This is a genomic window from Micromonospora parathelypteridis, from assembly GCF_014201145.1.
In the GTDB taxonomy this organism is placed as follows: Bacteria; Actinomycetota; Actinomycetes; order Mycobacteriales; family Micromonosporaceae; genus Micromonospora; species Micromonospora parathelypteridis.
This window is the reverse complement of sequence record NZ_JACHDP010000001.1, coordinates 1-20014: the sequence shown is the minus strand read 5'-3', so window position 1 is coordinate 20014 and position 20014 is coordinate 1. Positions and strand designations below refer to the sequence as shown.

Annotated in this window: 14 protein-coding genes, 2 pseudogenes and 1 riboswitch; of the genes and pseudogenes, 14 read left to right on the top strand and 2 right to left on the bottom strand. The window is 74.5% G+C overall.

What is annotated here, in order from left to right; all coding sequences use genetic code 11:
- Positions 1-69 precede the first annotated feature (69 nt).
- On the top strand, positions 70-1029 hold the full coding sequence (locus HNR20_RS00075) for an ArsR/SmtB family transcription factor (protein WP_184175187.1): 960 nt from the start codon (positions 70-72) through the stop codon (positions 1027-1029).
- 73 nt (positions 1030-1102) lie between these two features.
- Here the strand turns inward: HNR20_RS00075 and HNR20_RS00070 are convergent, their stop codons facing one another.
- Complete coding sequence (locus tag HNR20_RS00070; protein WP_184175185.1) at positions 1103-1810, bottom strand: MBL fold metallo-hydrolase; 708 nt, start codon at positions 1808-1810, stop codon at positions 1103-1105.
- Positions 1811-2133: 323 nt separating this feature from the next.
- Positions 2134-2311, top strand: a riboswitch (cobalamin riboswitch).
- Between the two features lie 289 nt (positions 2312-2600).
- Here HNR20_RS00070 and cobN point away from each other — a divergent pair.
- The 13 genes and pseudogenes from cobN to cobA all read left to right on the top strand — a co-directional run.
- A complete protein-coding gene (gene cobN / locus HNR20_RS00065) occupies positions 2601-6269 on the top strand; it encodes a cobaltochelatase subunit CobN (protein WP_184175183.1) in 3669 nt (1222 codons plus the stop codon).
- Positions 6266-8485: a putative cobaltochelatase gene (locus HNR20_RS00060; protein ID WP_184175181.1), complete on the top strand. Its 2220-nt coding sequence runs from the start codon at positions 6266-6268 to the stop codon at positions 8483-8485. The genes cobN and HNR20_RS00060 overlap by 4 nt, the downstream gene beginning before the upstream one ends.
- A gap of 75 nt (positions 8486-8560) precedes the next feature.
- Positions 8561-9172, top strand: coding sequence for a cob(I)yrinic acid a,c-diamide adenosyltransferase (cobO, locus tag HNR20_RS00055; protein WP_184175179.1), 612 nt, complete (start codon positions 8561-8563; stop codon positions 9170-9172).
- A complete protein-coding gene (locus HNR20_RS00050) occupies positions 9169-10530 on the top strand; it encodes a cobyrinic acid a,c-diamide synthase CobB (protein ID WP_184175178.1) in 1362 nt (453 codons plus the stop codon). Before cobO ends, HNR20_RS00050 begins: the two co-directional genes overlap by 4 nt.
- Entirely contained in the window at positions 10527-11345 is an 819-nt protein-coding gene (gene cobI, locus HNR20_RS00045; RefSeq protein ID WP_184175176.1) for a precorrin-2 C(20)-methyltransferase, read from the top strand. Before HNR20_RS00050 ends, cobI begins: the two co-directional genes overlap by 4 nt.
- Positions 11342-12187 carry a precorrin-4 C(11)-methyltransferase gene (cobM, locus tag HNR20_RS00040; RefSeq protein ID WP_184175174.1) on the top strand — a complete coding sequence of 282 codons (846 nt, stop codon included), beginning with the start codon at positions 11342-11344 and terminating at the stop codon, positions 12185-12187. Before cobI ends, cobM begins: the two co-directional genes overlap by 4 nt.
- Positions 12184-13335 (top strand): cobalt-precorrin-5B (C(1))-methyltransferase, encoded by a 1152-nt coding sequence (locus HNR20_RS00035; protein WP_184175172.1) that lies wholly within the window; start codon positions 12184-12186, stop codon positions 13333-13335. Before cobM ends, HNR20_RS00035 begins: the two co-directional genes overlap by 4 nt.
- Positions 13323-14582 carry a precorrin-6y C5,15-methyltransferase (decarboxylating) subunit CbiE gene (gene cbiE, locus HNR20_RS00030; RefSeq protein WP_184175170.1) on the top strand — a complete coding sequence of 420 codons (1260 nt, stop codon included), beginning with the start codon at positions 13323-13325 and terminating at the stop codon, positions 14580-14582. Before HNR20_RS00035 ends, cbiE begins: the two co-directional genes overlap by 13 nt.
- Positions 14579-16357 (top strand): precorrin-3B C(17)-methyltransferase, encoded by a 1779-nt coding sequence (gene cobJ / locus HNR20_RS00025; protein WP_184175168.1) that lies wholly within the window; start codon positions 14579-14581, stop codon positions 16355-16357. The genes cbiE and cobJ overlap by 4 nt, the downstream gene beginning before the upstream one ends.
- The gene (locus HNR20_RS00020; protein ID WP_184175166.1) at positions 16345-16569 is read left to right on the top strand and encodes a DUF362 domain-containing protein; all 225 of its coding nucleotides are present in this window, start codon (positions 16345-16347) and stop codon (positions 16567-16569) included. The genes cobJ and HNR20_RS00020 overlap by 13 nt, the downstream gene beginning before the upstream one ends.
- Entirely contained in the window at positions 16566-17162 is a 597-nt protein-coding gene (locus HNR20_RS00015; protein WP_184175164.1) for a precorrin-8X methylmutase, read from the top strand. The genes HNR20_RS00020 and HNR20_RS00015 overlap by 4 nt, the downstream gene beginning before the upstream one ends.
- A pseudogene (locus HNR20_RS32820) lies at positions 17159-18143 on the top strand (sirohydrochlorin chelatase); the annotation flags it as partial. The gene HNR20_RS00015 and the pseudogene HNR20_RS32820, both read left to right, overlap by 4 nt.
- Positions 18144-18214: 71 nt before the next feature.
- Positions 18215-18940 (top strand): annotated as a pseudogene (gene cobA / locus HNR20_RS32815) (uroporphyrinogen-III C-methyltransferase); the annotation flags it as partial.
- A 3-nt stretch (positions 18941-18943) separates the two neighbouring features.
- Here the strand turns inward: cobA and HNR20_RS00005 are convergent.
- On the bottom strand, positions 18944-20014 hold a 1071-nt coding region (locus HNR20_RS00005), incomplete at its 5' end, for an ABC transporter permease (RefSeq protein WP_311736865.1).

The window sequence follows — 20014 nt, the reverse complement described above, 5'->3', positions numbered from 1 at the left end:
TCGCTGTGCATGGTCAGGAGCTTGCAGCGGTCCGCGTTGCCGCCCTAGAGTTTCGACTGGAGGCGAAACGTGGCAGTGTTCCTGGTGGACGCCGAAGTGCTGGCGCAGGCGCGTTTCGGCACGTCACAGCTCACCGAGACGTTGGGGGCGCTGAATATCCTCCGCCGGGCTCAGCCGCTTCCGTGGCACCGGATCTGGCGGGACCAGCATGTCGAGGCCTTCCAGGGCTATCTCGACGGCGACCCGGTGACCGCGGCTATTCTGGCGCACGCGATCTCGTCCTCCTGGATGGCCGATTTCCTGACGGTGCCGCCCGCCCGCCCGGACATGACGCTGGACGACGAGCTCGTGGAGCTGGAGTCGCTTCCGGACGACCGCATCCGTGAGGACCTGGCCCACGTACGTTCCCCGCTGGCCCAGGAACTACTCGGCTCGGGGTTGGCGACCCGGACGGCCGCCCTGTTGCGCTGGGTCTGGCGCCACACGATCGAGGCGGACTGGCCGCGCCGGCAGTCGGTGCTGCGTGCCGATGTGGTGTCCCGGATCTCCCGCCTGGGCAGGGACGGATGGTCCGGGGTCGTCAACGACATGCGACCGGGCATGCGGTGGCTCGGCGACGGACGGCTGCAGGTCGAGGAGCGGCCCTACCCGCCGTCCGACGTGCGGGGCGGGACGCTGACGTTCTTCGCGGCGCACTGCCGGGGAGGCTGGATCTCCTGGAGGTTGCCCGACCGCTTCGGGATCGTCTATCCGGTGACGGGGATCTTCAACGAGGCGGCATCCACCACACCGGATCCTCTGCGTCGCCTGCTCGGGAACGCGCGGAGCAGCATTCTGGTGCAGGCAGCCGAGCCGGTCAGCACCACGGCGGTGGTCGCCGCAACCGGACTGCCGCTCGGCACGGTCGGTGGCCACCTGCGCGTGTTGACGGATGCCGGCCTGCTCCGCAAGCGCCGATCTGGCCGGGAAGTCCTCTACTGGTGGACGGACACAGCCCGGGCGCTCGTGGCCGGAGCCTTGTCGACGTGACGGGGCCCGGCGGGTCGGCACAGGGTCGCCGCAGTCCGCGCGCCGGGCGGCACGTCCGCTGAGGCTCGTCTGCTCAGGCAGCCACAACGGCTGAGCGGGCCTGCTCAAGCGTCATCGGCTCGGCGTGGCTGGACACGTACCAGTGGTAGGTGTCGTCGAGCAGGCGCCGGACCAGGCCCAGGTCGAGGCCGTCCTCGGGTCTGCGCAGATGCGCCGGCGGTGGGTAGAAGCAGTCGCCGAGCAGCATCACGCCCGAGTCGGGCACCAGCACGACGGTCGAGTCCGGCGCGTGGCCGCCGCCGACGTGACGCAGCCGAACCCCCACCGGCAGCTCGTCCACGTCGGTGAAGGTCCGGGTCGGCGGCAGGACGGCGAAGTCGTTCCAGGAGTCCACCGCGCGTGCCCGGGCCCGGAAGCTCGGGCCGAGGCGGGGATTGGCGCGTACCTGCTCGCGCAGATAGTGGTGACTCCACGGTCGGGCGGCCTCCGCGCGAAGCAGCGCGGTGGCCGTTTCGTGCCCGACGATCTCCACCCCGGGCCATGCGCAGGCGCCCCAGACGTGGTCCCAGTGGTGGTGGGTGTAGACGAGCCAGCGCGGCTGCGGCAGGCCGGCGGCGGTCAACGCGGCCTGGATCTCGCGGGCGTGCGCGGGGCTCTGTCCGGCGTCGATCATCACACTGCCGCGTTCGTCGGCGACGACGGCGACACCGGCCTGGACCGCCTCCGGGTCGGGATCGCCCGGACAGAGCCAGACCCGGCCGGCGAGGTGGCGGAATCGCATGGCGACGATGCTGATCGACCCCCGAGATTGATCGCGGACGTTGCTCCGGTGAGCGCCAATCGTAGGTGATCACGCCGAATGGCACCGCCCAGAGGCGATCGGCGCAGGCCAGGGCGCATGCGCCCAACCTTTGCGCCGCTTCGACTGACGCGACGAGAGGCGGCGTCACTGTCGTGCGGGGTGAAGCGGAGCAAAGGGTGCGTCGCATTGACCCGGGGCATTCCGACGCGCGGCTTCGAGCGCCTTGCGATCGGCGAGAATCAATGGAGTGCACCCGTCTGGCGGTGCCGGGGTCGGCGTTGACCGGCGGCGCGACGGTGTGGCAGCATTCGCGGCCTGACGGCAGTGAAGGAAGTCGGTGCGAATCCGACGCGGTCCCGCCACTGTCACCGGGGAGCGATCCCCCCTCGTGAGTCACGGCCGTGTGTCTGCGGTTGGAAGGCCGGGGGAAGAGCGTCGATCCGGAAGCCAGGATACTTCGGCCGTCGGGACGTACCCCAGGGCGTGGACACCCGAGGAGGACCCGATGACGCAGGACGTCTCATTCATCGACGGATACCGTCGTGGCTCGTGCGGCTGCCGTGCCGCCGCCACGATCGGCAGCATTGTCGGCCCACCGGCTCCCGGGCGCGACCTCTCCGCTCACTGCTGAGTTCCGTACCGCACCGCCCGTCGTCCCCGGCCCCGCGCCGCTGACCTGGCCGGACCGCGGTACCTGCCGAACCCTGCGCCCATCCCTCATGCCGGGTCGCTCCCGTGAGCGCCCCGGCGTCACTGTCCGGAGCCCGCCGTGCGCATCCTGTTGCTCTCCACCGCCGACACCGACCTGCTGGCCGCCCGCGCCAGCGGCACCGACTACCGGCTGGCCAACCCCGCGCGGGTCGCCGCCGACGAGGTGCCCGCCCTGCTCGACGGGGTCGATCTCGTCGTCGTACGCCTGCTCGGGGGTCGGCAGGCGTGGCCGGACGGCCTCGCCGCGGTGCTCGCCACCGGCGTCCCGACGGTCGTGCTCGGCGGCGAGGCGCTACCCGACGCGGAGCTGATGGCCATCTCCACCGTGCCGTCCGGTGTCGTCACCCAGGCGCTGGCGTACCTGGTCGAGGGCGGGCCGGACAACCTGGGGCAGCTGGCCCGGTTCCTGTCCGACACGGTGTTGCTCACCGGCGAGGGGTTCACCCCGCCCGCGCCGACCCCCGCCTACGGCGTGCACGGGGAGCACCCCGCCGACCCGGACCGGCCCACCGTGGGCATCGTCTTCTACCGCGCACACGCGCTGGCCGGGAACACCGGGTTCGTCGACGTGCTCGCCGAGGCGGTACGCGCGGCCGGCGGCAATCCGCTGCCGATCTTCTGCGGTTCGCTGCGCGGGCTGACCGCGGGCGCCGGCCCGCTCGGGCTCTTCGCCCGCTGCGACGCGCTGCTGGTCACCGTGCTCGCGGCCGGTGGCGCGGTCGCCGCGGACGCCTCCGGTGGAGGCGACGAGGACGCCTGGGACGTCGGCGCGCTGGCCGCCCTGGACGTGCCGATCATCCAGGCGCTCTGCCTGACCAGCACCCGAGAGCAGTGGGCCAACAGCGATGCCGGGCTGTCCCCGTTGGACGCCGCGATGCAGGTGGCCATCCCCGAGTTCGACGGCCGGATCGTCACCGTGCCGTTCTCGTTCAAGCAGATCGACGCCGACGGGCTCAGCGTCTACGCCGCCGACGCCGAGCGGGCCGCCCGCGTCGCCGGCATCGCGGTGCGCCACGCCCGCCTGCGGTACGTGCCGAACGCCCACAAGCGGGTCGCCGTGGTGCTCAGCTCGTACCCCACCAAACACTCCCGCGTCGGCAACGCCGTCGGGCTGGACACCCCGGTCTCGGCGGTCCGGCTGCTCGCCGCGCTCGCCGCGGCCGGTTACCACCTGGGCGACGCGCCGGTGCCCGACGACGGCGACGCGCTGATCCACGCGCTGATCGCCGCCGGCGGTCACGACGTGGAGTGGCTCACCCCGGAGCAGTTGGCCGCCGCCGAGGCCCGGATACCGGGGCAGACGTACCAGCGGTGGTTCGACCAGGTGCCGGCCGAGTTGCGCGAGCGGATGCGGGAGCACTGGGGCGAGCCGCCTGGCGAGCTCTACACCGACGGCGGCGACATCGTGCTCGCCGGGCTGCGCTTCGGCAACGTGGTGCTGCTGATCCAGCCGCCACGCGGCTTCGGGGAGAACCCGATCGCCATCTACCACGACCCGGACCTGCCGCCCAGCCACCACTACCTGGCCGCGTACCGCTGGTTGTCCGCGCCGGCCGCCGACGGCGGCTTCGGTGCGGACGCCGTGGTCCACCTGGGCAAGCACGGCACCCTGGAGTGGCTGCCCGGCAAGGGCCTCGGCCTGGCCGCCGACTGCGCACCCGACGCGGTCCTCAGTGACCTGCCGCTGGTCTACCCGTTCATCGTCAACGACCCGGGCGAGGGCACCCAGGCCAAGCGGCGGGCGCACGCCGTGGTGATCGACCACCTGGTGCCGCCGATGGCTCGCGCCGAGACCTACGGCGACCTGGCCAAGCTGGAGCAACTACTCGACGAGTACGCGACCGTGCAGGCGCTCGACCCGGCCAAGGTGCCCACCGTGCGGGCGCAGATCTGGGACCTGGTGCGTGCCGCCGAGCTGCACCACGACCTGCACGCCGAGGCGATGCCCGACGCGGACGACTTCGACGACTTCGTGCTGCACCTCGACGGGTACCTCTGCGAGGTCAAGGACGTGCAGATCCGCGACGGGCTGCACATCCTCGCCGACGCGCCCACCGGTGAGCCGCGGGTCAACCTGGTCCTCGCGGTGCTGCGCGCGCCACAGATCTGGGGCGGCGCCCGTGCCCTGCCCGGCCTGCGGCAGGCCCTCGCCGTCGCGTACTCCCTCGACGAGCAGGAGCTGCTCGCGTCGCCGGGCCGACGGCTGGCGCTGCCCAGCACGTTGACCGACGTGGTGGACGGCCCGGCCGGCACCGCCGCCGACGCCGTCGACCTGATCGAGGCCCTCGCCCGACGGTTGGTCATCGGCATGGAGACGCTCGGCTGGGACGCCGACGCCGTCGAGACGGTGGTCGAGGAGGTGACCGGCCAGCGGGTCCCGGACGTCGCCGCGGTGCTGCACTTCGCCGCCACCGAGTTGGTGCCCCGCCTGGACCGGACCACCGACGAGTTGACCCACACCCTCGGCGCGCTCGACGGCCGGTTCGTGCCACCCGGCCCGTCCGGCTCACCCACCCGTGGCCTGGTCAACGTGCTGCCCACCGGCCGTAACTTCTACTCCGTCGACCCGAAGGCCATCCCCAGCCGCAACGCCTGGGACGTCGGAGTGGCCCTCGCCGACTCCCTGCTGGCCCGACACCTCGCCGACACCGGGGCGTACCCCCGGTCGGTGGGGTTGACCGTGTGGGGCACCAGCGCCATGCGGACCCAGGGCGACGACATCGCCGAGGTGCTCGCGCTGCTGGGCTGCCGGCCCGTCTGGGACGACCGGTCCCGGCGGGTCACCGGCACCGAGGTGGTGTCGACCGCCGAGCTGGGCCGGCCCCGCGTCGACGTCACCGTGCGCATCTCCGGGTTCTTCCGCGACGCGTTCCCGCACGTCGTGGCGCTGCTCGACGACGCCGTCCGACGGGTCGCCGCCCTGGACGAACCGGACGAGGAGAACTACCTGCGGGCGCATGTCGCCGCCGACCTCGCCGAGCACGGCGACGAGCGGCGGGCCACCGCGCGGATCTTCGGGTCCAAGCCCGGGGCGTACGGCGCGGGCCTGCTGCCCCTCATCGACGCCCGGACCTGGCGCAGCGACGCCGACCTGGCCGAGGTGTACGCGGTGTGGGGCGGCTACGCCTACGGCCGGGGCCTGGACGGGCGGGAGGCGCGCGCCGACATGGAACGTTCCTTCGCCCGGATCGCCGTGGCGGTGAAGAACCAGGACACCCGCGAGCACGACATCGTGGACTCCGACGACTACTTCCAGTACCACGGCGGGATGGTGGCGATGGTCCGTCACCTCACCGGCACGTCACCGCAGGCGTACGTGGGTGACTCGGCGATGCCGCACGACGTGCGTACCCGAACGCTGGGCGAGGAGACCCGGCGGGTGTTCCGGGCCCGGGTGGTCAACCCGAAGTGGATCGCCGCGATGCGCCGGCACGGCTACAAGGGCGCGTTCGAGCTGGCCGCCACCGTGGACTACCTGTTCGGCTACGACGCCACCGCGGGCGTGGTCGACGACTGGATGTACGAGCACCTGGCCGCCGCGTACCTCTTCGACGAGACGACCCGGGAGTTCCTGGAGCAGTCCAACCCGTGGGCGCTGCATGGCATCACCGAGCGGCTGTTGGAGGCCGCCGACCGGGGGCTGTGGGCCAAACCCGAGCCGGCCACCCTCGACCGGCTGCGCGACACGTACCTGGCCAGCGAGGGCGACCTGGAGGACCGGGCATGAGCGCGACCTATCCGTTCAGCGCTGTGCTCGGCATGGCCGACATGCGACTGGCGTTGCTGCTCAACGCGGTCTCCCCGACGATCGGCGGGGTGCTGGTGCGGGGCGAGAAGGGGACCGCCAAGTCCACTGCCGTGCGGGCCCTCGCCGCGTTGCTGCCCCCGGTCCGCCGGGTCGCCGGTTGCCGCTTCGGCTGTGACCCGGCCGAGCCCGACCCGGCCTGTCCGGATGGCCCGCACCCCGTTGGCGCCGCTGCCGAGACCCACCCCGCCCGACTGGTGGAGCTGCCGGTCGGTGCCGCCGAGGACCGGGTGGTCGGCTCACTGGATCTGGAGAAGGCCCTCGGCGAGGGCGTACGCGCCTTCGAACCGGGCCTGCTCGCCGCCGCGCACCGAGGTGTCCTCTACGTCGACGAGGTCAACCTGCTGCACGACCACCTCGTCGACCTGCTGCTCGACGCGGCGGCGATGGGTCGCAGCCACGTCGAGCGGGAGGGCGTCTCGGTCAGCCATGCCGCCCGGTTCCTGCTGGTGGGCACGATGAACCCGGAGGAGGGGGAGCTGCGCCCGCAGCTGCTCGACCGGTTCGGGCTCACCGTCGAGGTGGGCGCCAGCCGTGACCCGGAGGTCCGGGTCGAGGTGGTCCGTCGCCGGCTCGCCGCCGACGCCGACCCGGCCGGCTTCGCCGCCCGCTGGGCCGACGCCGACGCGGAGGTCGCCCGCCAGGTGGCCGCCGCACGCCGCCGGCTTCCCGGCGTACGACTCCCGGACGCCGCGTTGCGGCAGATCGCCGAGGTGTGCGCCGCGTTCGACGTGGACGGAATGCGCGCCGACATCGTCACCGCCCGTGCCGCCCTCGCCCACGCCGCCTGGCACGGCCGGGACCGGGTCACCATCGACGACGTCCGGGTGGCCGCCCGGCTGGCTCTGCCGCACCGTCGTCGCCGCGACCCGTTCGACACTCCCGGGTTGGACGAGAAGCGCCTCGACGAGGCGTTGCAGCGTGCCCAGGACGCGCACCCCGACGACCCGGACGACGATGGCCCGGATGACCGTGGCCCCGACGGCGGTGGCCCCGACGGCGGTGGCCCGGACGGCGGTGCCGGTCCGGCGGGCGGTGGCGCGCAGGGCGGTGACCCGAGCGGCTCCGACGGCAGCGGCGACCAGGGTGAACCCGGTTCGACCGGGGAGCCGGCGGCCGAGGACAGCCCTGGCTCGGACGGGCGTACCGAGGGGCCGAGCGGGGCTGACGACAGCGGATGGCCAACGGACGATCAGGGCGGGCACGGTCAGCACGCGGGGGCCGGCGGCAGTCGGGAAGGGGCCGCCCGAGGCGATGACGACGACCCGACCCGTGGGCGGGGCAGCGGCGGGGGAGCTCAGCCGGTGGCCGTACCCCGGGGTGGGTTGAAGGCGCGGGTGCTCACCGCGCCCGGGGTGGGTGACGGGGTGCCCGGCCGGCGCTCCCGTGCCCGCACCGGCCGGGGGCGCACCGCCGGAGCCCGGGTGCCGACGGGTCGGGTCGGGGCGCTGCACCTGCCGGCGACGGTCCGCGCCGCCGCGCCGCACCAGACCTCCCGGGGACGGCTGAGCGGCCCCCTGCGGCTACGCCCGAACGACGTGCGCGAGGCGGTCCGGGAGGGGCGCGAGGGCAACCTGGTGCTGTTCGTGGTGGACGCGAGCGGCTCGATGGGTGCCCGGCAGCGGATGACCTCCGTGAAGGACGCGGTGCTCGCTCTGCTCACCGACGCCTACCAGCGGCGGGACAAGGTCGCGGTGATCGCCTTCCGGGGGGCCGGCGCCCGTACGTTGCTGCCGGCCACCTCGTCGGTGCTGGCCGCCTCGACCCGGCTGGCCGAGTTGCCCACCGGTGGGCGTACGCCGTTGGCCGAGGGGCTGCTCGCGGCGGCCGACCTGCTGCGGGTGGAGCGGTTGCGTGACCCGAAGCGCCGCCCCCTGGTTCTCATCGTCACCGACGGCCGGGCCACCGCGGGCAACCGCCCGCTGGACCGTTCGGCGGGAGCGGCAGCGGTCCTCGCGGCAACCGGAGCCCCGTGCGTGGTGATCGACTGCGAGTCCGGCCCGGTACGCCTGCACCTGGCGAGTCACCTGGCAACCCAGCTAACTGCCCCGCTACACCCCCTGACCGCCCTAACCCACCCCCACCCCCGCCCCCATGCCCGCGATCTTGCAGTTCCGGTCGCGGCACAGGGGACATAACGCACTTATGGCAGACCGAAACTGCAAGATCGCGGGAGGAACGGGCGTGGGCGTGACGAGCAGGGGAGACAGCTGATGCCGCAGGGACAGCCGAGCAGCGTGCCCGCCGACGGGTTGACCACCCGGCAGCGGCGGCATCGGCCACTGTTGATGGTCCACACCGGACAGATGAAGGGGAAGTCGACGGCGGCCTTCGGGTTGGCGCTGCGGGCCTGGACGGCCGGCCTGCCGGTCGGGGTGTTCCAGTTCGTCAAGAGTGCCAAGTGGCGGGTGGGGGAGGAGAACGCCTTCCGCGCCCTCGGCGAGGTGCACGAGCGTACCGGCCAGGGCGCACCGGTGGCCTGGCACAAGATGGGCGAGGGCTGGTCGTGGATCCAGCGCGGCGGCGACGCCGACCACGCCGCCGACGCCCTGGAGGGCTGGCGGCAGATCCAGCGTGACCTGGCCGCCGAGCGCTACGGGCTGTACGTGCTGGACGAGTTCACCTACCCGATGAAGTGGGGCTGGGTGGACGTCGACGAGGTGGTCGCCACCCTGGCCGACCGGCCCGGCTTCCAGCACGTGGTGATCACCGGCCGGGACGCCGACCCGCGCCTGGTCGCCGCCGCCGACCTGGTGGCCGAACTGACCAAGGTCAAGCACCCGATGGACGCCGGCCAGAAGGGCCAGAAGGGCATCGAGTGGTGACCGTCCCCACCGAACCGTGGCCGCTGCCCCGGGTGGTCGTCGCCGCGCCGGCCAGTGGTCACGGCAAGACGACCGTGGCCACCGGGCTGCTCGCCGCGCTGCGCCGTCGCGGCCTGACCGTCAGCCCGCACAAGGTCGGTCCGGACTACATCGACCCCGGCTACCACGCCCTCGCCGCCGGTCGGGCCGGCCGCAACCTCGACCCGTTCCTGGTCGGGGCCGAGCGGATCGCCCCGCTGCTGCGGCACGGCGCGAGCGTCCCCACGCCCGCCGACATCGCCGTGGTGGAGGGCGTCATGGGTCTCCATGACGGCGCGGTCGGCCGCCGCGACTACGCCTCCACCGCGCACGTCGCCCGGCTCATCGAGGCGCCCGTGCTGCTGGTGCTGGACACCACCGCCCAGGGTCGGTCGGCCGCCGCGCTGACGCTGGGCATGGCGGCGTTCGACCCGGCCGTGCGCATCGGCGGGGTGATCCTCAACCGGGTCGGCTCACCCCGACACGAGACGCTGCTGCGCGACGCCCTCGCTGAGGTGGGCGTGCCGGTGCTCGGGGCCGTCACCCGCGCCGCCGAGGTCGCCGCGCCAGCCCGGCACCTCGGGTTGGTGCCGGTCGCCGAGCGGGCACCCGAGTCCCTCGCCATCGTCACCGCGCTCGCCGAGCTGGTCGAGGCCACCGTGGACCTCGACGCGGTGCTCGACCTGGCCCGCACCGCCCCGGCGCTGACCACCCCGGCCTGGGACCCGGTCGCCGCCGTCGGCGGGCCGGCCGGCGCAGAGCGGCCACTTGTCGCGCTCGCCGGTGGTCCGGCCTTCACCTTCTCGTACGCGGAGACCGCCGAACTGCTCGCCGCGGCCGGCGCGGACGTCGTCACCGTCGACCCGCTGCGCGATGCGGCACTGCCCGCCGGCACCCGCGCGGTGGTGATCGGCGGCGGCTTCCCCGAGGCGTACGCCGAGGCGCTGGCCGGCAACGCCGCGCTCCGCGCCGAGCTGGCCGACTTCGACGGGCCGATCGTGGCCGAGTGCGCCGGGCTGCTCTACCTCGGACGATCCCTGGACGACGTGCCGATGTGCGGCCGGCTGGACCTGACCGCCCGGATGACCGGCCGGCTCACCCTCGGCTACCGCGAGGCGGTGGCGGTCAGCGACTCCCCGGTGGCCCGCGCCGGCGAGGGCGTACGCGGCCACGAGTTCCACCGCACGACCACCGACCCGCGCCACGGCGATCAGCCGGCGTGGCGTTGGGACGACGCGGAGCACGGCTTCGTCACCGGCCAGGTGCACGCCTCCTACCTGCACACCCACTGGGCCGGTCACCCCGCCGCGGCCCGCCGGCTGGTCGAGGCGTGCCGATGAGTGCCGCCGATGGTTCCGCCGCCGCAGCGCACGCCGGGTCGAGCGACGCCACGCTGACCGGGGTGGGCGTCGGCCCGGGCGACCCGGAACTGCTCACCGTCAAGGCGGTGCGGGTCCTCGGCGAGGCCGACGTGGTCTTCGTACCCGTGATGGCGGATCGGGCCGAGCCCACCGCGACCGCCGGTCCGACGCCGTCGGGCGCGGACGCCGGGCGGGCCGAGCGGACCGTGCGGTCCTACGTCGCGGCGGACCGGCTGCGCCGGCTGCCGTTCGCCCTGGACGACCGGGGTGGAGTGACCGCGCGTCGCGCGGCGGCCTGGGACGATGCGGCCCGGGTGGTGGTCGAGGCGATCGACGCGGGCGCACGGTCGTTGGCGTTCGCCACCATCGGCGACCCCAACGTCTACTCCACCTTCGGCTACCTCGCGCAGAGCGTCCGGGCGCTGCGCCCGGCGGTGCGGGTAGCAACCGTGCCCGGTGTCACCGCGATGCAGGAGTTGGCGGCACGCAGCGGCACCCCACTCTCCGAGGGGCGCGAGCCGCTGACCCTGCTGCCCGCCACCGCCGGCCTGGCGCTGTTCGCCGACGCCCTCGCCGGGCCGGGCACCGTGGTCGTCTACAAGGGGTGGCGGCGGCACCCGGACCTGCTCGCCGAGCTGCGCCGACAGGGCCGGCTCGCCGACGCGGTGCTCGGGAGCAGCCTGGGGCTGCCCGGCGAACGGATCGGTCCGGTCGACGACGCCGAGCACGATCTGCCGTACCTGTCGACGCTGCTGGTCCCGGCCCGCCGCGACCACCGAGGAGGAAAACTGTGACCAGCGACGGCAAGGTGTGGTTCGTCGGTGCCGGCCCGGGTGCGGCGGATCTGCTGACCCTGCGGGCCGCCCGGGTGATCGCCGAGGCGGACATCGTGATCTGGGCGGCCAGCCTGGTGCACGCCGACGTGCTCGCGCACGCCCGCTCCGGTGCGGAGATCGTCGACTCGTCGCAGCTGCCCATCGAGGGCGTGCTGCCGCTCTACGAGCGCGCCGCCGAGCAGGGGCTGACCGTGGCCCGGATCCACTCCGGCGACCCGGCGCTGTGGGGCGCGGTGCAGGAGCAACTGGACCTGTGCCGGGCGCTCGGCCTGGCCGTCGAGATCGTCCCCGGGGTCTCCTCGTTCACCGCCGTCGCGGCGATCGTCGGGCGGGAGCTGACCGTGCCCGAGGTTGCCCAGTCGGTGATCCTCACCCGCCTCGAAGGCGGCAAGACCCCGATGCCGCCCGGCGAACGGGTCCGCGACTTCGCCCGGCACGGCACCACCATGGCGCTGTTCCTCTCCGCCGCCCGCTCCGGGCAGGTGCAGGCCGAGCTGCTGGCCGGCGGCTACCCGGCGGACACCCCGGCCGTGGTGGCGTACCAGGCGACCTGGCCGGACGAACTGGTGGTGCGCTGCACGGTCGGCACCCTGGAGGCGACCGTCAAGGAGCACCGGCTGTGGAAACACACCCTGTTCCTGGTCGGGCCGGCCCTCGCTGCCGAGGGCACCCGGTCGCACCTCTACCACCCCGGGCACTTCCACACCTTCCGGCGGGCCGAGCCGGCCGCCCGTGCCGAGCTGCGCCGCCAGGCCGGCGCCCGCACCGGGGGGACAGCCACACCGGGGCACACACCGTGACGTACGCCGAGCCGCCGCTACGCGAGCCGGACCTGCCGCGTACCGCGAAGGTCCGGCCCACCGCGCTGCGTACCGGCTGGACCACCGGCGCCTGCGCGACGGCGGCGGCCAAGGCCGCGGTCACCGCGCTGGTCACCGGGGCCGCCCAGTCCGAGGTGGAGATCGGTCTGCCCGCCGGGCGGCGGGTGCGCTTCCCGGTGGCACGCTGCGAGCTGACCGGCACCCCGCCGGGCCGCGCCGAGGCGGTCGTGGTCAAGGACGCCGGGGACGACCCGGACGTCACCCACGGGGCCGAGTTGACCGCCACCGTCGACTGGACCGACGTCCCGGGGCTGCGGCTCGCCGGTGGCGCCGGTGTCGGCACGGTCACCAAGCCCGGCCTCGGGCTCGCGGTCGGCGGCCCGGCGATCAACGACACCCCGCGCCGGATGATCGGCGAGGCGGTGGCCGAGGTGGTCGACCTCACCGAAGTCGGCGTACGCGTGGTGATCAGCGTGCCCCGGGGCGAGATCATGGCCCGCAAGACCACCAACCGACGGCTCGGCATCCTCGGCGGGATCTCGATCCTCGGCACCACCGGGATCGTGCGTCCCTTCTCCACCGCGTCCTGGCGGGCCAGCGTCGTACAGGCCGTGCACGTGATGGCCGCCCAGGGGGAGCGGACCGTGGTGCTCTGCACCGGCGGACGCACCGAGCGGGCGGCCCGCGCGCTGCTGCCCGACCTGCCCGAGGTCTGCTTCGTCGAGGTCGGCGACTTCACCGGTGCCGCGGTGACCGCCGCCGTGGGCGACGCGATGACCGGGGTGGTCTTCGTCGGCATGGCCGGCAAACTGGCCAAACTCGCCGCCGGAGTGCTGATGACCCACTACACCCGCTCCAAGGTGGACCTGTCCCTGCTCGGCGCGGTGACCGCCGAGGCCGGTGGCGACCCGGCGCTCGTCGACGCCGTGACCGAGGCGAACACCGGGCGGCACGCGTACGAGCTGTGGGAGACCGCCGGGCTGCTCGCCCCGGCCGGCGACCTGCTCTGCCAGCGGGTACGCCAGGTGCTGCGACGCTTCGCGGGGCCGACGGTCAGCGTGGACGTGGCGATGGTCGACTTCGCCGGAGCGCACGTCGTCGCCTCGTCCGGGCGGTGGCCGCGGTGACCGGCGTGGACGCGGCGACCCGGGTGCCGTCCCCGGTGACCGTGGTCGGTCTGGATGCCGCGGGCGCCACGCCGCACCCCGCTCTCGCGCCGGTGCTGGCCGCCGCCGGGCTGGTGGTCGGGGCCGCCCGGCACCTGGCCGCGGTACCCGTACCGGCCGGTGCCGACACCGTCACCCTCGGGCCGCTCGCCCCGGCCCTGCACCGGCTGGACGAGGCCGTCGCCGCCGGGGTGCCGGCCGTGGTGCTGGCCAGCGGGGATCCCGGGTTCTTCGGAATCGTCCGGCGACTGAGAGCGGCCGGGTTGCCGCTGCGGGTGGTGCCGGCGGTGTCCAGTGTGGCCGCCGCCTTCGCCCGCGCGGGGCTGCCCTGGGACGGTGCCGCCGTGGTCACCGCGCACGGGCGCGACCTCCGACCGGCCCTGAACGCCTGCCGGGCGCTGCCGCTGGTCGCGGTGCTCACCGCACCCGGCGCCGGTGCGGCCGAGGTGGGCGCCGGCCTGGTCGGCTGGTCCCGCCGCCTGCTGGTCGCCGAGCACCTGGGCACCGACGCCGAACGGATCCGTGAGGTGACCCCCGAGCAGGCCGCCGCCGAGACCTGGTCCGACCCGCACGTCCTGCTCAGCCTCGCCGCATCCGCACTCGATCGGGTCGCGGCCGGCGGGATGCGCTCCGACAATCAGCCGGCTGCCGCGCCGGCCGGTGGATGGGCCTTGCCGGAGGACCGGTACGCCCACCGCGACTCCATGATCACCAAGTCGGAGGTGCGTGCCCTCGTCGTCGCCCGGCTGCGCCCCCGGCTCGGTCGACTGGTCTGGGACGTCGGTGCGGGCAGCGGCTCGGTCGGCATCGAGTGCGCGCTGCTCGGCGCGGCCGTGCTCGCCGTCGAACAGGACCCGCAGGCCGGCGCGACCATCCGGGCCAACGCGGCAACGCACGCCGTGACCGTCCGGCTCGTCACCGGGCGAGCCCCGCAGGCGCTGGCCGGCCTGCCGGAGCCGGACGCGGTCTTCGTCGGCGGTGGCGGCGCCGACGTCCTCGCCGCCGTGGTGACCCGCCAGCCCGAGCGGGTGGTGCTCACTCTGGCCGCACTGGACCGGGTCGCACCGGCCGTGGGCCTCCTGCGCGCCGCCGGCTACACGGTCGAGGGCAGTCAACTCTCCGCCGCCCGCCTCGCCGACCTGCCCGGTGGGTCGATCCGCCTCGCGGCCACCAACCCGGTGGTCGTCCTCACCGGGGAGCGCCCGTGAACGACCAGAACCCGCCCGTTCGCATCGGACTGGTGGCGGCCACCGCAGCCGGCCGACGGCATGCGCACACCGTTGCCGCCGCCTGGCCGCACGCCCAACTGGTCGAGGGGGAGACCGTGGCCGACGCGCTGCGGACCGCCTGGGCGGAGTGTGACGCCGTGGTCGCGTTCCTGGCCACCGGCGCCGTGGTGCGGATCCTCGCGCCGCTGCTCGCCGACAAGCACAGCGACCCGGCCGTGGTCGTCGTCGACGAGGCGGCCCGGCACGCCGTGGCGCTGCTCGGCGGGCACGCCGGCGGCGGCAACGACCTCGCCGAGCAGGTCGGCGCAGTGCTGGACGCCCGACCGGTGATCACCACCGCCACCGACGCGGTCGGCCTGCCGGGGCTGGACACCCTCGGCTGGCCCGTGCAGGGCGCGGTCGCCGCGGTGTCCCGGGCCATCCTGGACGGCGAGCCGGTCCAGCTCATCGCCGACGCCCACTGGCCGTTGCCGGCCCTGCCCCCGAACGTCCACCCCCAACCGGGCACCGAGCCCGCCGCCGCCGCCGAGCCCGCCGAGCCCGCTTCCGGCAGCGACGCCGAGCACGGCGTCGGTTACCGGCTGCTGGTCACCGACCGCGTGGTGCCGCTGGACGGACGGACCGCCGTGCTCCGGCCACCGTCGCTGGTGGCCGGCGTGGGAGCGAGTCGGGGCGTACCGGCCGCCGAGGTGGCGGAGCTGCTGCACCGGGTGCTGGCCGAGGCCGGCCTCAGCCCAGCGAGCCTGCGCTGCCTGGCCAGCGCCGACGTCAAAGCCGACGAGGCGGGCATCCTCAGCACCGCCGACGCGATCGGCGTACCCCTGGTGACCTGGCCGGCGACGCAGCTGGCCGCGGTCGACGTGCCGCATCCCAGCGAGGTGGTCCGCGCCGCGGTCGGCACGCCGAGCGTGGCGGAGGCCGCGGCCCTGCTCGGCTCGGCGGGCCGTCCGGGCGACGCCACGCTGCTGGTGGGCAAGACCGCGACGGCGATGGCCACCGTGGCGGTGGCCCGCCACGCGCCGCGCGGCCGGCTGGCCGTCGTCGGGCTCGGACCGGGCGCCGCCGACCTGCGCACCCCCCGCGCGGTCGCCGAGCTGCGGCGCGCCGCCGTGGTGGTCGGCCTCGACCAGTACCTCGACCAGGTCCGCGATCTGCTCCGCCCGGGTACCCGGGTGCTCTCCAGCGGACTGGGCGCGGAGGAGGAACGAGCCCGCGCCGCCGTCGCCGAGGCCACCGCCGGCCAAGCGGTCGCGCTGATCGGCTCCGGCGACGCCGGGGTGTACGCGATGGCCAGCCCCGCCCTGGAGTACGCCGACGAGCGGATCGACGTGGTGGGCGTGCCCGGGGTGACCGCGGCACTGGCCGCCGGGGCCCTGCTCGGCGCGCCGCTCGGCCACGACCACGCCTACCTGAGCCTGTCCGACCTGCACACCCCCTGGGAGGTCATCGAGCGGCGGGTGACCGCGGCCGCCGAGGGTGACTTCGTGACGCTGTTCTACAACCCGCGCAGCCGGGCGCGTGACTGGCAGCTCGGCAAGGCGCTCGGCATCCTCGCCGCGCACCGGCCACCCGACACCCCCGTCGGTGTGGTGCGCAACGCCAGTCGTCCCGGCGAACGCGTGCACCTGGCGACCCTGGCCACCCTCGACCCGACCGTGGTCGACATGTACAGCGTCGTGGTGGTCGGCAGCAGCGACACCAGGCTGGTCGCCGGCCGGATGGTCACACCGAGGGGGTACCGATGGCGATCGTGACCATCGACGCCTGCCAGGGCTGCGGCGCCTGCCTGCTCACCTGCCCCACGCACGCGATCAGACCCGTCGCCGGTGGCCTGACGGTCCGCGCCGACCGCTGCACCGGATGCCTGGAATGCCTGGAGATCTGCCCGGTCGACGCGATCCGCGTCGCCGATGCCTTTGACGCGATCCGCGTCGCCGAGCCTGACGAAGGTGGAGGGACCCGATGAGCCGGGTGGTGCACCCGATCGAGGTCGAGTCGTACCGCATCCTGCGCGAGCGCGTCGACCTGTCGCACCTGCCGCCGCTGAGCCGTGCGGTGACCGAGCGGGTGGTGCACGCCAGCGCCGACCTCGCGTACGTCGACGAGCTGGTCTGCGACGAGGCGGCCCTGGAGTCGGGGTTGGCCGCGCTGCGTGCCGGTACCCCCGTGGTCACCGACGTGGCGATGGTCGCCGCCGGTATCACCCGGGCCGGGCTGGAGCTGGTCTGCCCGGTCGCCGAGCCGGCCGCCGCCGAGCTGGGCCGCTCGGCGGGGATCACCCGCTCGGCGGCGGCGGTGCGGATCGCGCTCGACCGGGTCGGCCCGGGCGCGGTCTGGGTGGTTGGCTGCGCGCCGACCGCACTTGTCGAACTACTCACCCTGGACGCCGCGCCAGCCCTGGTCGTCGGCCTGCCGGTGGGCTTCGTGGGTGCCGCCGAGTCGAAGGCGGCACTGCGGGCCAGCGGCCTGCCCGGGGTGTCCAACGTGGGCGAGAAGGGTGGTTCGGCGGTCGCCGCCGCCGCCCTCAACGCCCTGCTCTACGTCGAGGAGAAGTCATGACCGGGTTGGTCATCGTCGGGCACGGTACGCGCAGCGCGGCCGGGGTCGACCAGTTCGCCGCGCTGGTGGAGCGGGTCCGCCGTCGCGGTGACGTCGGTGACGTCGAAGGCGGCTTCATCGAGCTGTCCCGCCCGCCGCTGACCGATGCGGTCGGCGCGCTCGTCGCGCGCGGGCACCGGGCGCTGGTGGCGTTGCCGCTGGTGCTCACCGCCGCCGGCCACGGCAAGGGCGACATTCCCGCCGCGATGGCGCGGGAGCAGGAGCGTCACCCTGGGCTGAGCTACCGCTACGGCCGCCCGCTCGGCCCGCACCCGCTGCTGCACGACGTCCTTGAACAGCGCATCGACGCTGCGCTGGCCGGTGCGGACCGGGCCGACGCTGCACTGTCTGGTGCGGACCGGGCCGACGCTGCGCTGTCTGGTGCGGACCGGGCCGACGCTGCGCCGTCTGGTGCGGACCGGTCCGACACTACGCTGGCCGGTGCGGACCGGTCCGACACGTGGGTCGCCCTGATTGGTCGGGGGTCCACCGACCCGGACGCCAACGCCGAGGTGGCCAAGGTGGCCCGCCTGCTGTGGGAGGGGCGCGGCTACGCCGGCGTCGAGCCGGGGTTCGTCTCCCTCGCGTCTCCGTCGGTGCCTGCGGTGCTGGAGCGGCTGCGCCGGCTCGGCGCGCGGCGGATCGTCGTCGCCCCGTACTTCCTGTTCGCCGGGGTGCTGCCCGACCGGATCGTGGCCCAGTCGGCGGAGTTCGCCGCCGCCCACCCCGACCTGGACGTGCGGGTGGCCGACCTGATCGGCGACTGCGACGAACTGGCCGATCTGGTGCTGGAGCGCTACGCCGAGGCGCTGGGCGGGGACATCCGGATGAACTGCGACACCTGCGCGTACCGGGTGCTGATGCCCGGCTTCGCCGACAAGGTGGGCCGCCCGCAACGGCCACACGATCACCCCGACGACCCGGTCGGCCACCACCACCACGACCACCACGGGCACGACCACCACGGGCACGACCACCACGGGCACGACCAGCACCACGACCACGGCTCGGTCGCCGTGGTCGGTGGCGGGCCGGGACCCGACGACCTGATCACGGTACGCGCGAAGGCGCTGCTCGACGCCGCGGACGTCGTGGTGGCCGACCGGCTCGCCCCGCAGGGGTTGCTCGCCGGGCTGCGCCCCGACGTGCTGGTGGTCGACGCCGCCAAGGTGCCCCGTGGCCCGTCGATGGCCCAGGAGGCGATCAACGCGGCCCTGGTGTCGCACGCCCGCGCCGGCCGTCGGGTGGTCCGGCTCAAGGGCGGCGACCCGTACGTCTTCGGACGCGGTCACGAGGAGGTGCAGGCCTGCGTGGCGGCCGGTGTGCCGGTGACGGTGGTCCCCGGGGTGAGCAGCGCCTTCGCCGCGCCGGCTCTCGCCGGCGTGCCGGTGACCCATCGGGGCGTGGCGCACGACGTCACCGTGGTCTCCGGGCACCTGCCGCCCGGGCACCCCGACTCGCTTGTCGACTGGGCGGCGCTGGCCCGCGCCCGGGGGACCGTCGTGCTGCTGATGGCCGTCGACACCATCGCCAAGATCGCGGCTGTGCTGATCGAACACGGTCGTGCCCCGGAGACTCCGGTGCTCGCCGTGCAGGACGCCGGGCAACTCGACCAGCGGTCGGTGCCCGCCCGGCTGGACGAGATCGGCGCGCTAGCCGCCCGGGAGGGCATCCGCCCGCCGGCCGTCTTCGTCCTCGGCCCGGTGGTCGCTCTCACGACCACCGGGCCCACGGCCTGACGACTATTCGCTGCGCGCGGTCTCCGGGCCGGTGATGCGTTCCAACAGCGGCAGGGTGGAGGCGATGATGCCGAGGCAGGCCGCCAACCCGACGACGACGATCACGTAGAAGCGGGGTTCCGGCGCGATGAGCGTGTAGTCCATCTGCGCCTTGAGGAACAGCTGCGCGGCGAGGAGGCCCATCCCGATCGCGACCGCGGCGACGACGAGCATCGGTACGGCGCTCTCCAACGCGACCACCCGGCGCAGGACCTGCACCGGCGCGCCGCTGAGGCGCAGCAGGCTGAACGGGCGTCTGCGCTCGCTCAGTCCGCCGATCACGCTGACGGCGAGGCTGCACCCGGCGAGGGCGAGGCTGGCGACGATGGTGACGTTGGCCAGCTGTTCCCAGCCGCGCAGCGTGTTGGCGAAATCCGACTCGAAGTCACCGGGCACGTTGGGCGCCACCTGGAAGGTCGGGAGGGCGGCCTCGAGGACGGTGCGCGTGCGCTCGACGGCGGCGGCGGACCCGTCCGTGTCGACGTCGATCGACATCACCGGCAGCCGTGGGAGGTCGGCGAGCGACACCGACGCGGCGGCGGGCCAGACCCGGGCCGACGACGCCGACCCGTCGAAGGGGACGAGGCCGGTCGCCACCGAGGCGACGGTGACGCCCTCGGCGCACCGGCCGTACTCGCTCGGGATGTCGGCGCAGGCGATCACCCCGGGCTCGCCGAAGCTCGTCCGGTCCGGGTTCTCCCGGATGGCGGTCGCGGCCCGCACGCCGGTGAGCGAGCGCAGCTCGGTGATGAGCGTGTCGGGCACCGCCGGCGCGTTCTGGTCGAGGTAGAGGGACACTCTGCCCGCCTCGGTCGAGCCGACCGGTGCCGGCCCACGATTGGCGACGATCGTGGTGATCACTCCAACGGCGACGCTCGTGACGAAGAGCGCGAGCATGATGCCGCTGATCGCACGGAAGCCGGCCTTCGGATTGTCGGCGAGGCGTCGCGCGGCGATGAGCGTGGCGGGACGGTTGGCGTACCGGGCCAGGACCCGCGCGCCGACCATCGTCAACCACGGGCCGGCGACGACCAG

What these genes read in the sequence shown, in the direction of transcription:
- HNR20_RS00070 (WP_184175185.1), bottom strand. Translation starts at nt 1,810, where the DNA reads ATGCGATTCCGCCACCTCGCCGGCCGGGTCTGGCTCTGTCCGGGCGAT.
- HNR20_RS00060 (WP_184175181.1), top strand. Translation starts at nt 6,266, where the DNA reads ATGAGCGCGACCTATCCGTTCAGCGCTGTGCTCGGCATGGCCGACATG.
- cobO (WP_184175179.1), top strand. Translation starts at nt 8,561, where the DNA reads ATGCCGCAGGGACAGCCGAGCAGCGTGCCCGCCGACGGGTTGACCACC.
- cobI (WP_184175176.1), top strand. Translation starts at nt 10,527, where the DNA reads ATGAGTGCCGCCGATGGTTCCGCCGCCGCAGCGCACGCCGGGTCGAGC.
- HNR20_RS00020 (WP_184175166.1), top strand. Translation starts at nt 16,345, where the DNA reads ATGGCGATCGTGACCATCGACGCCTGCCAGGGCTGCGGCGCCTGCCTG.
- HNR20_RS00015 (WP_184175164.1), top strand. Translation starts at nt 16,566, where the DNA reads ATGAGCCGGGTGGTGCACCCGATCGAGGTCGAGTCGTACCGCATCCTG.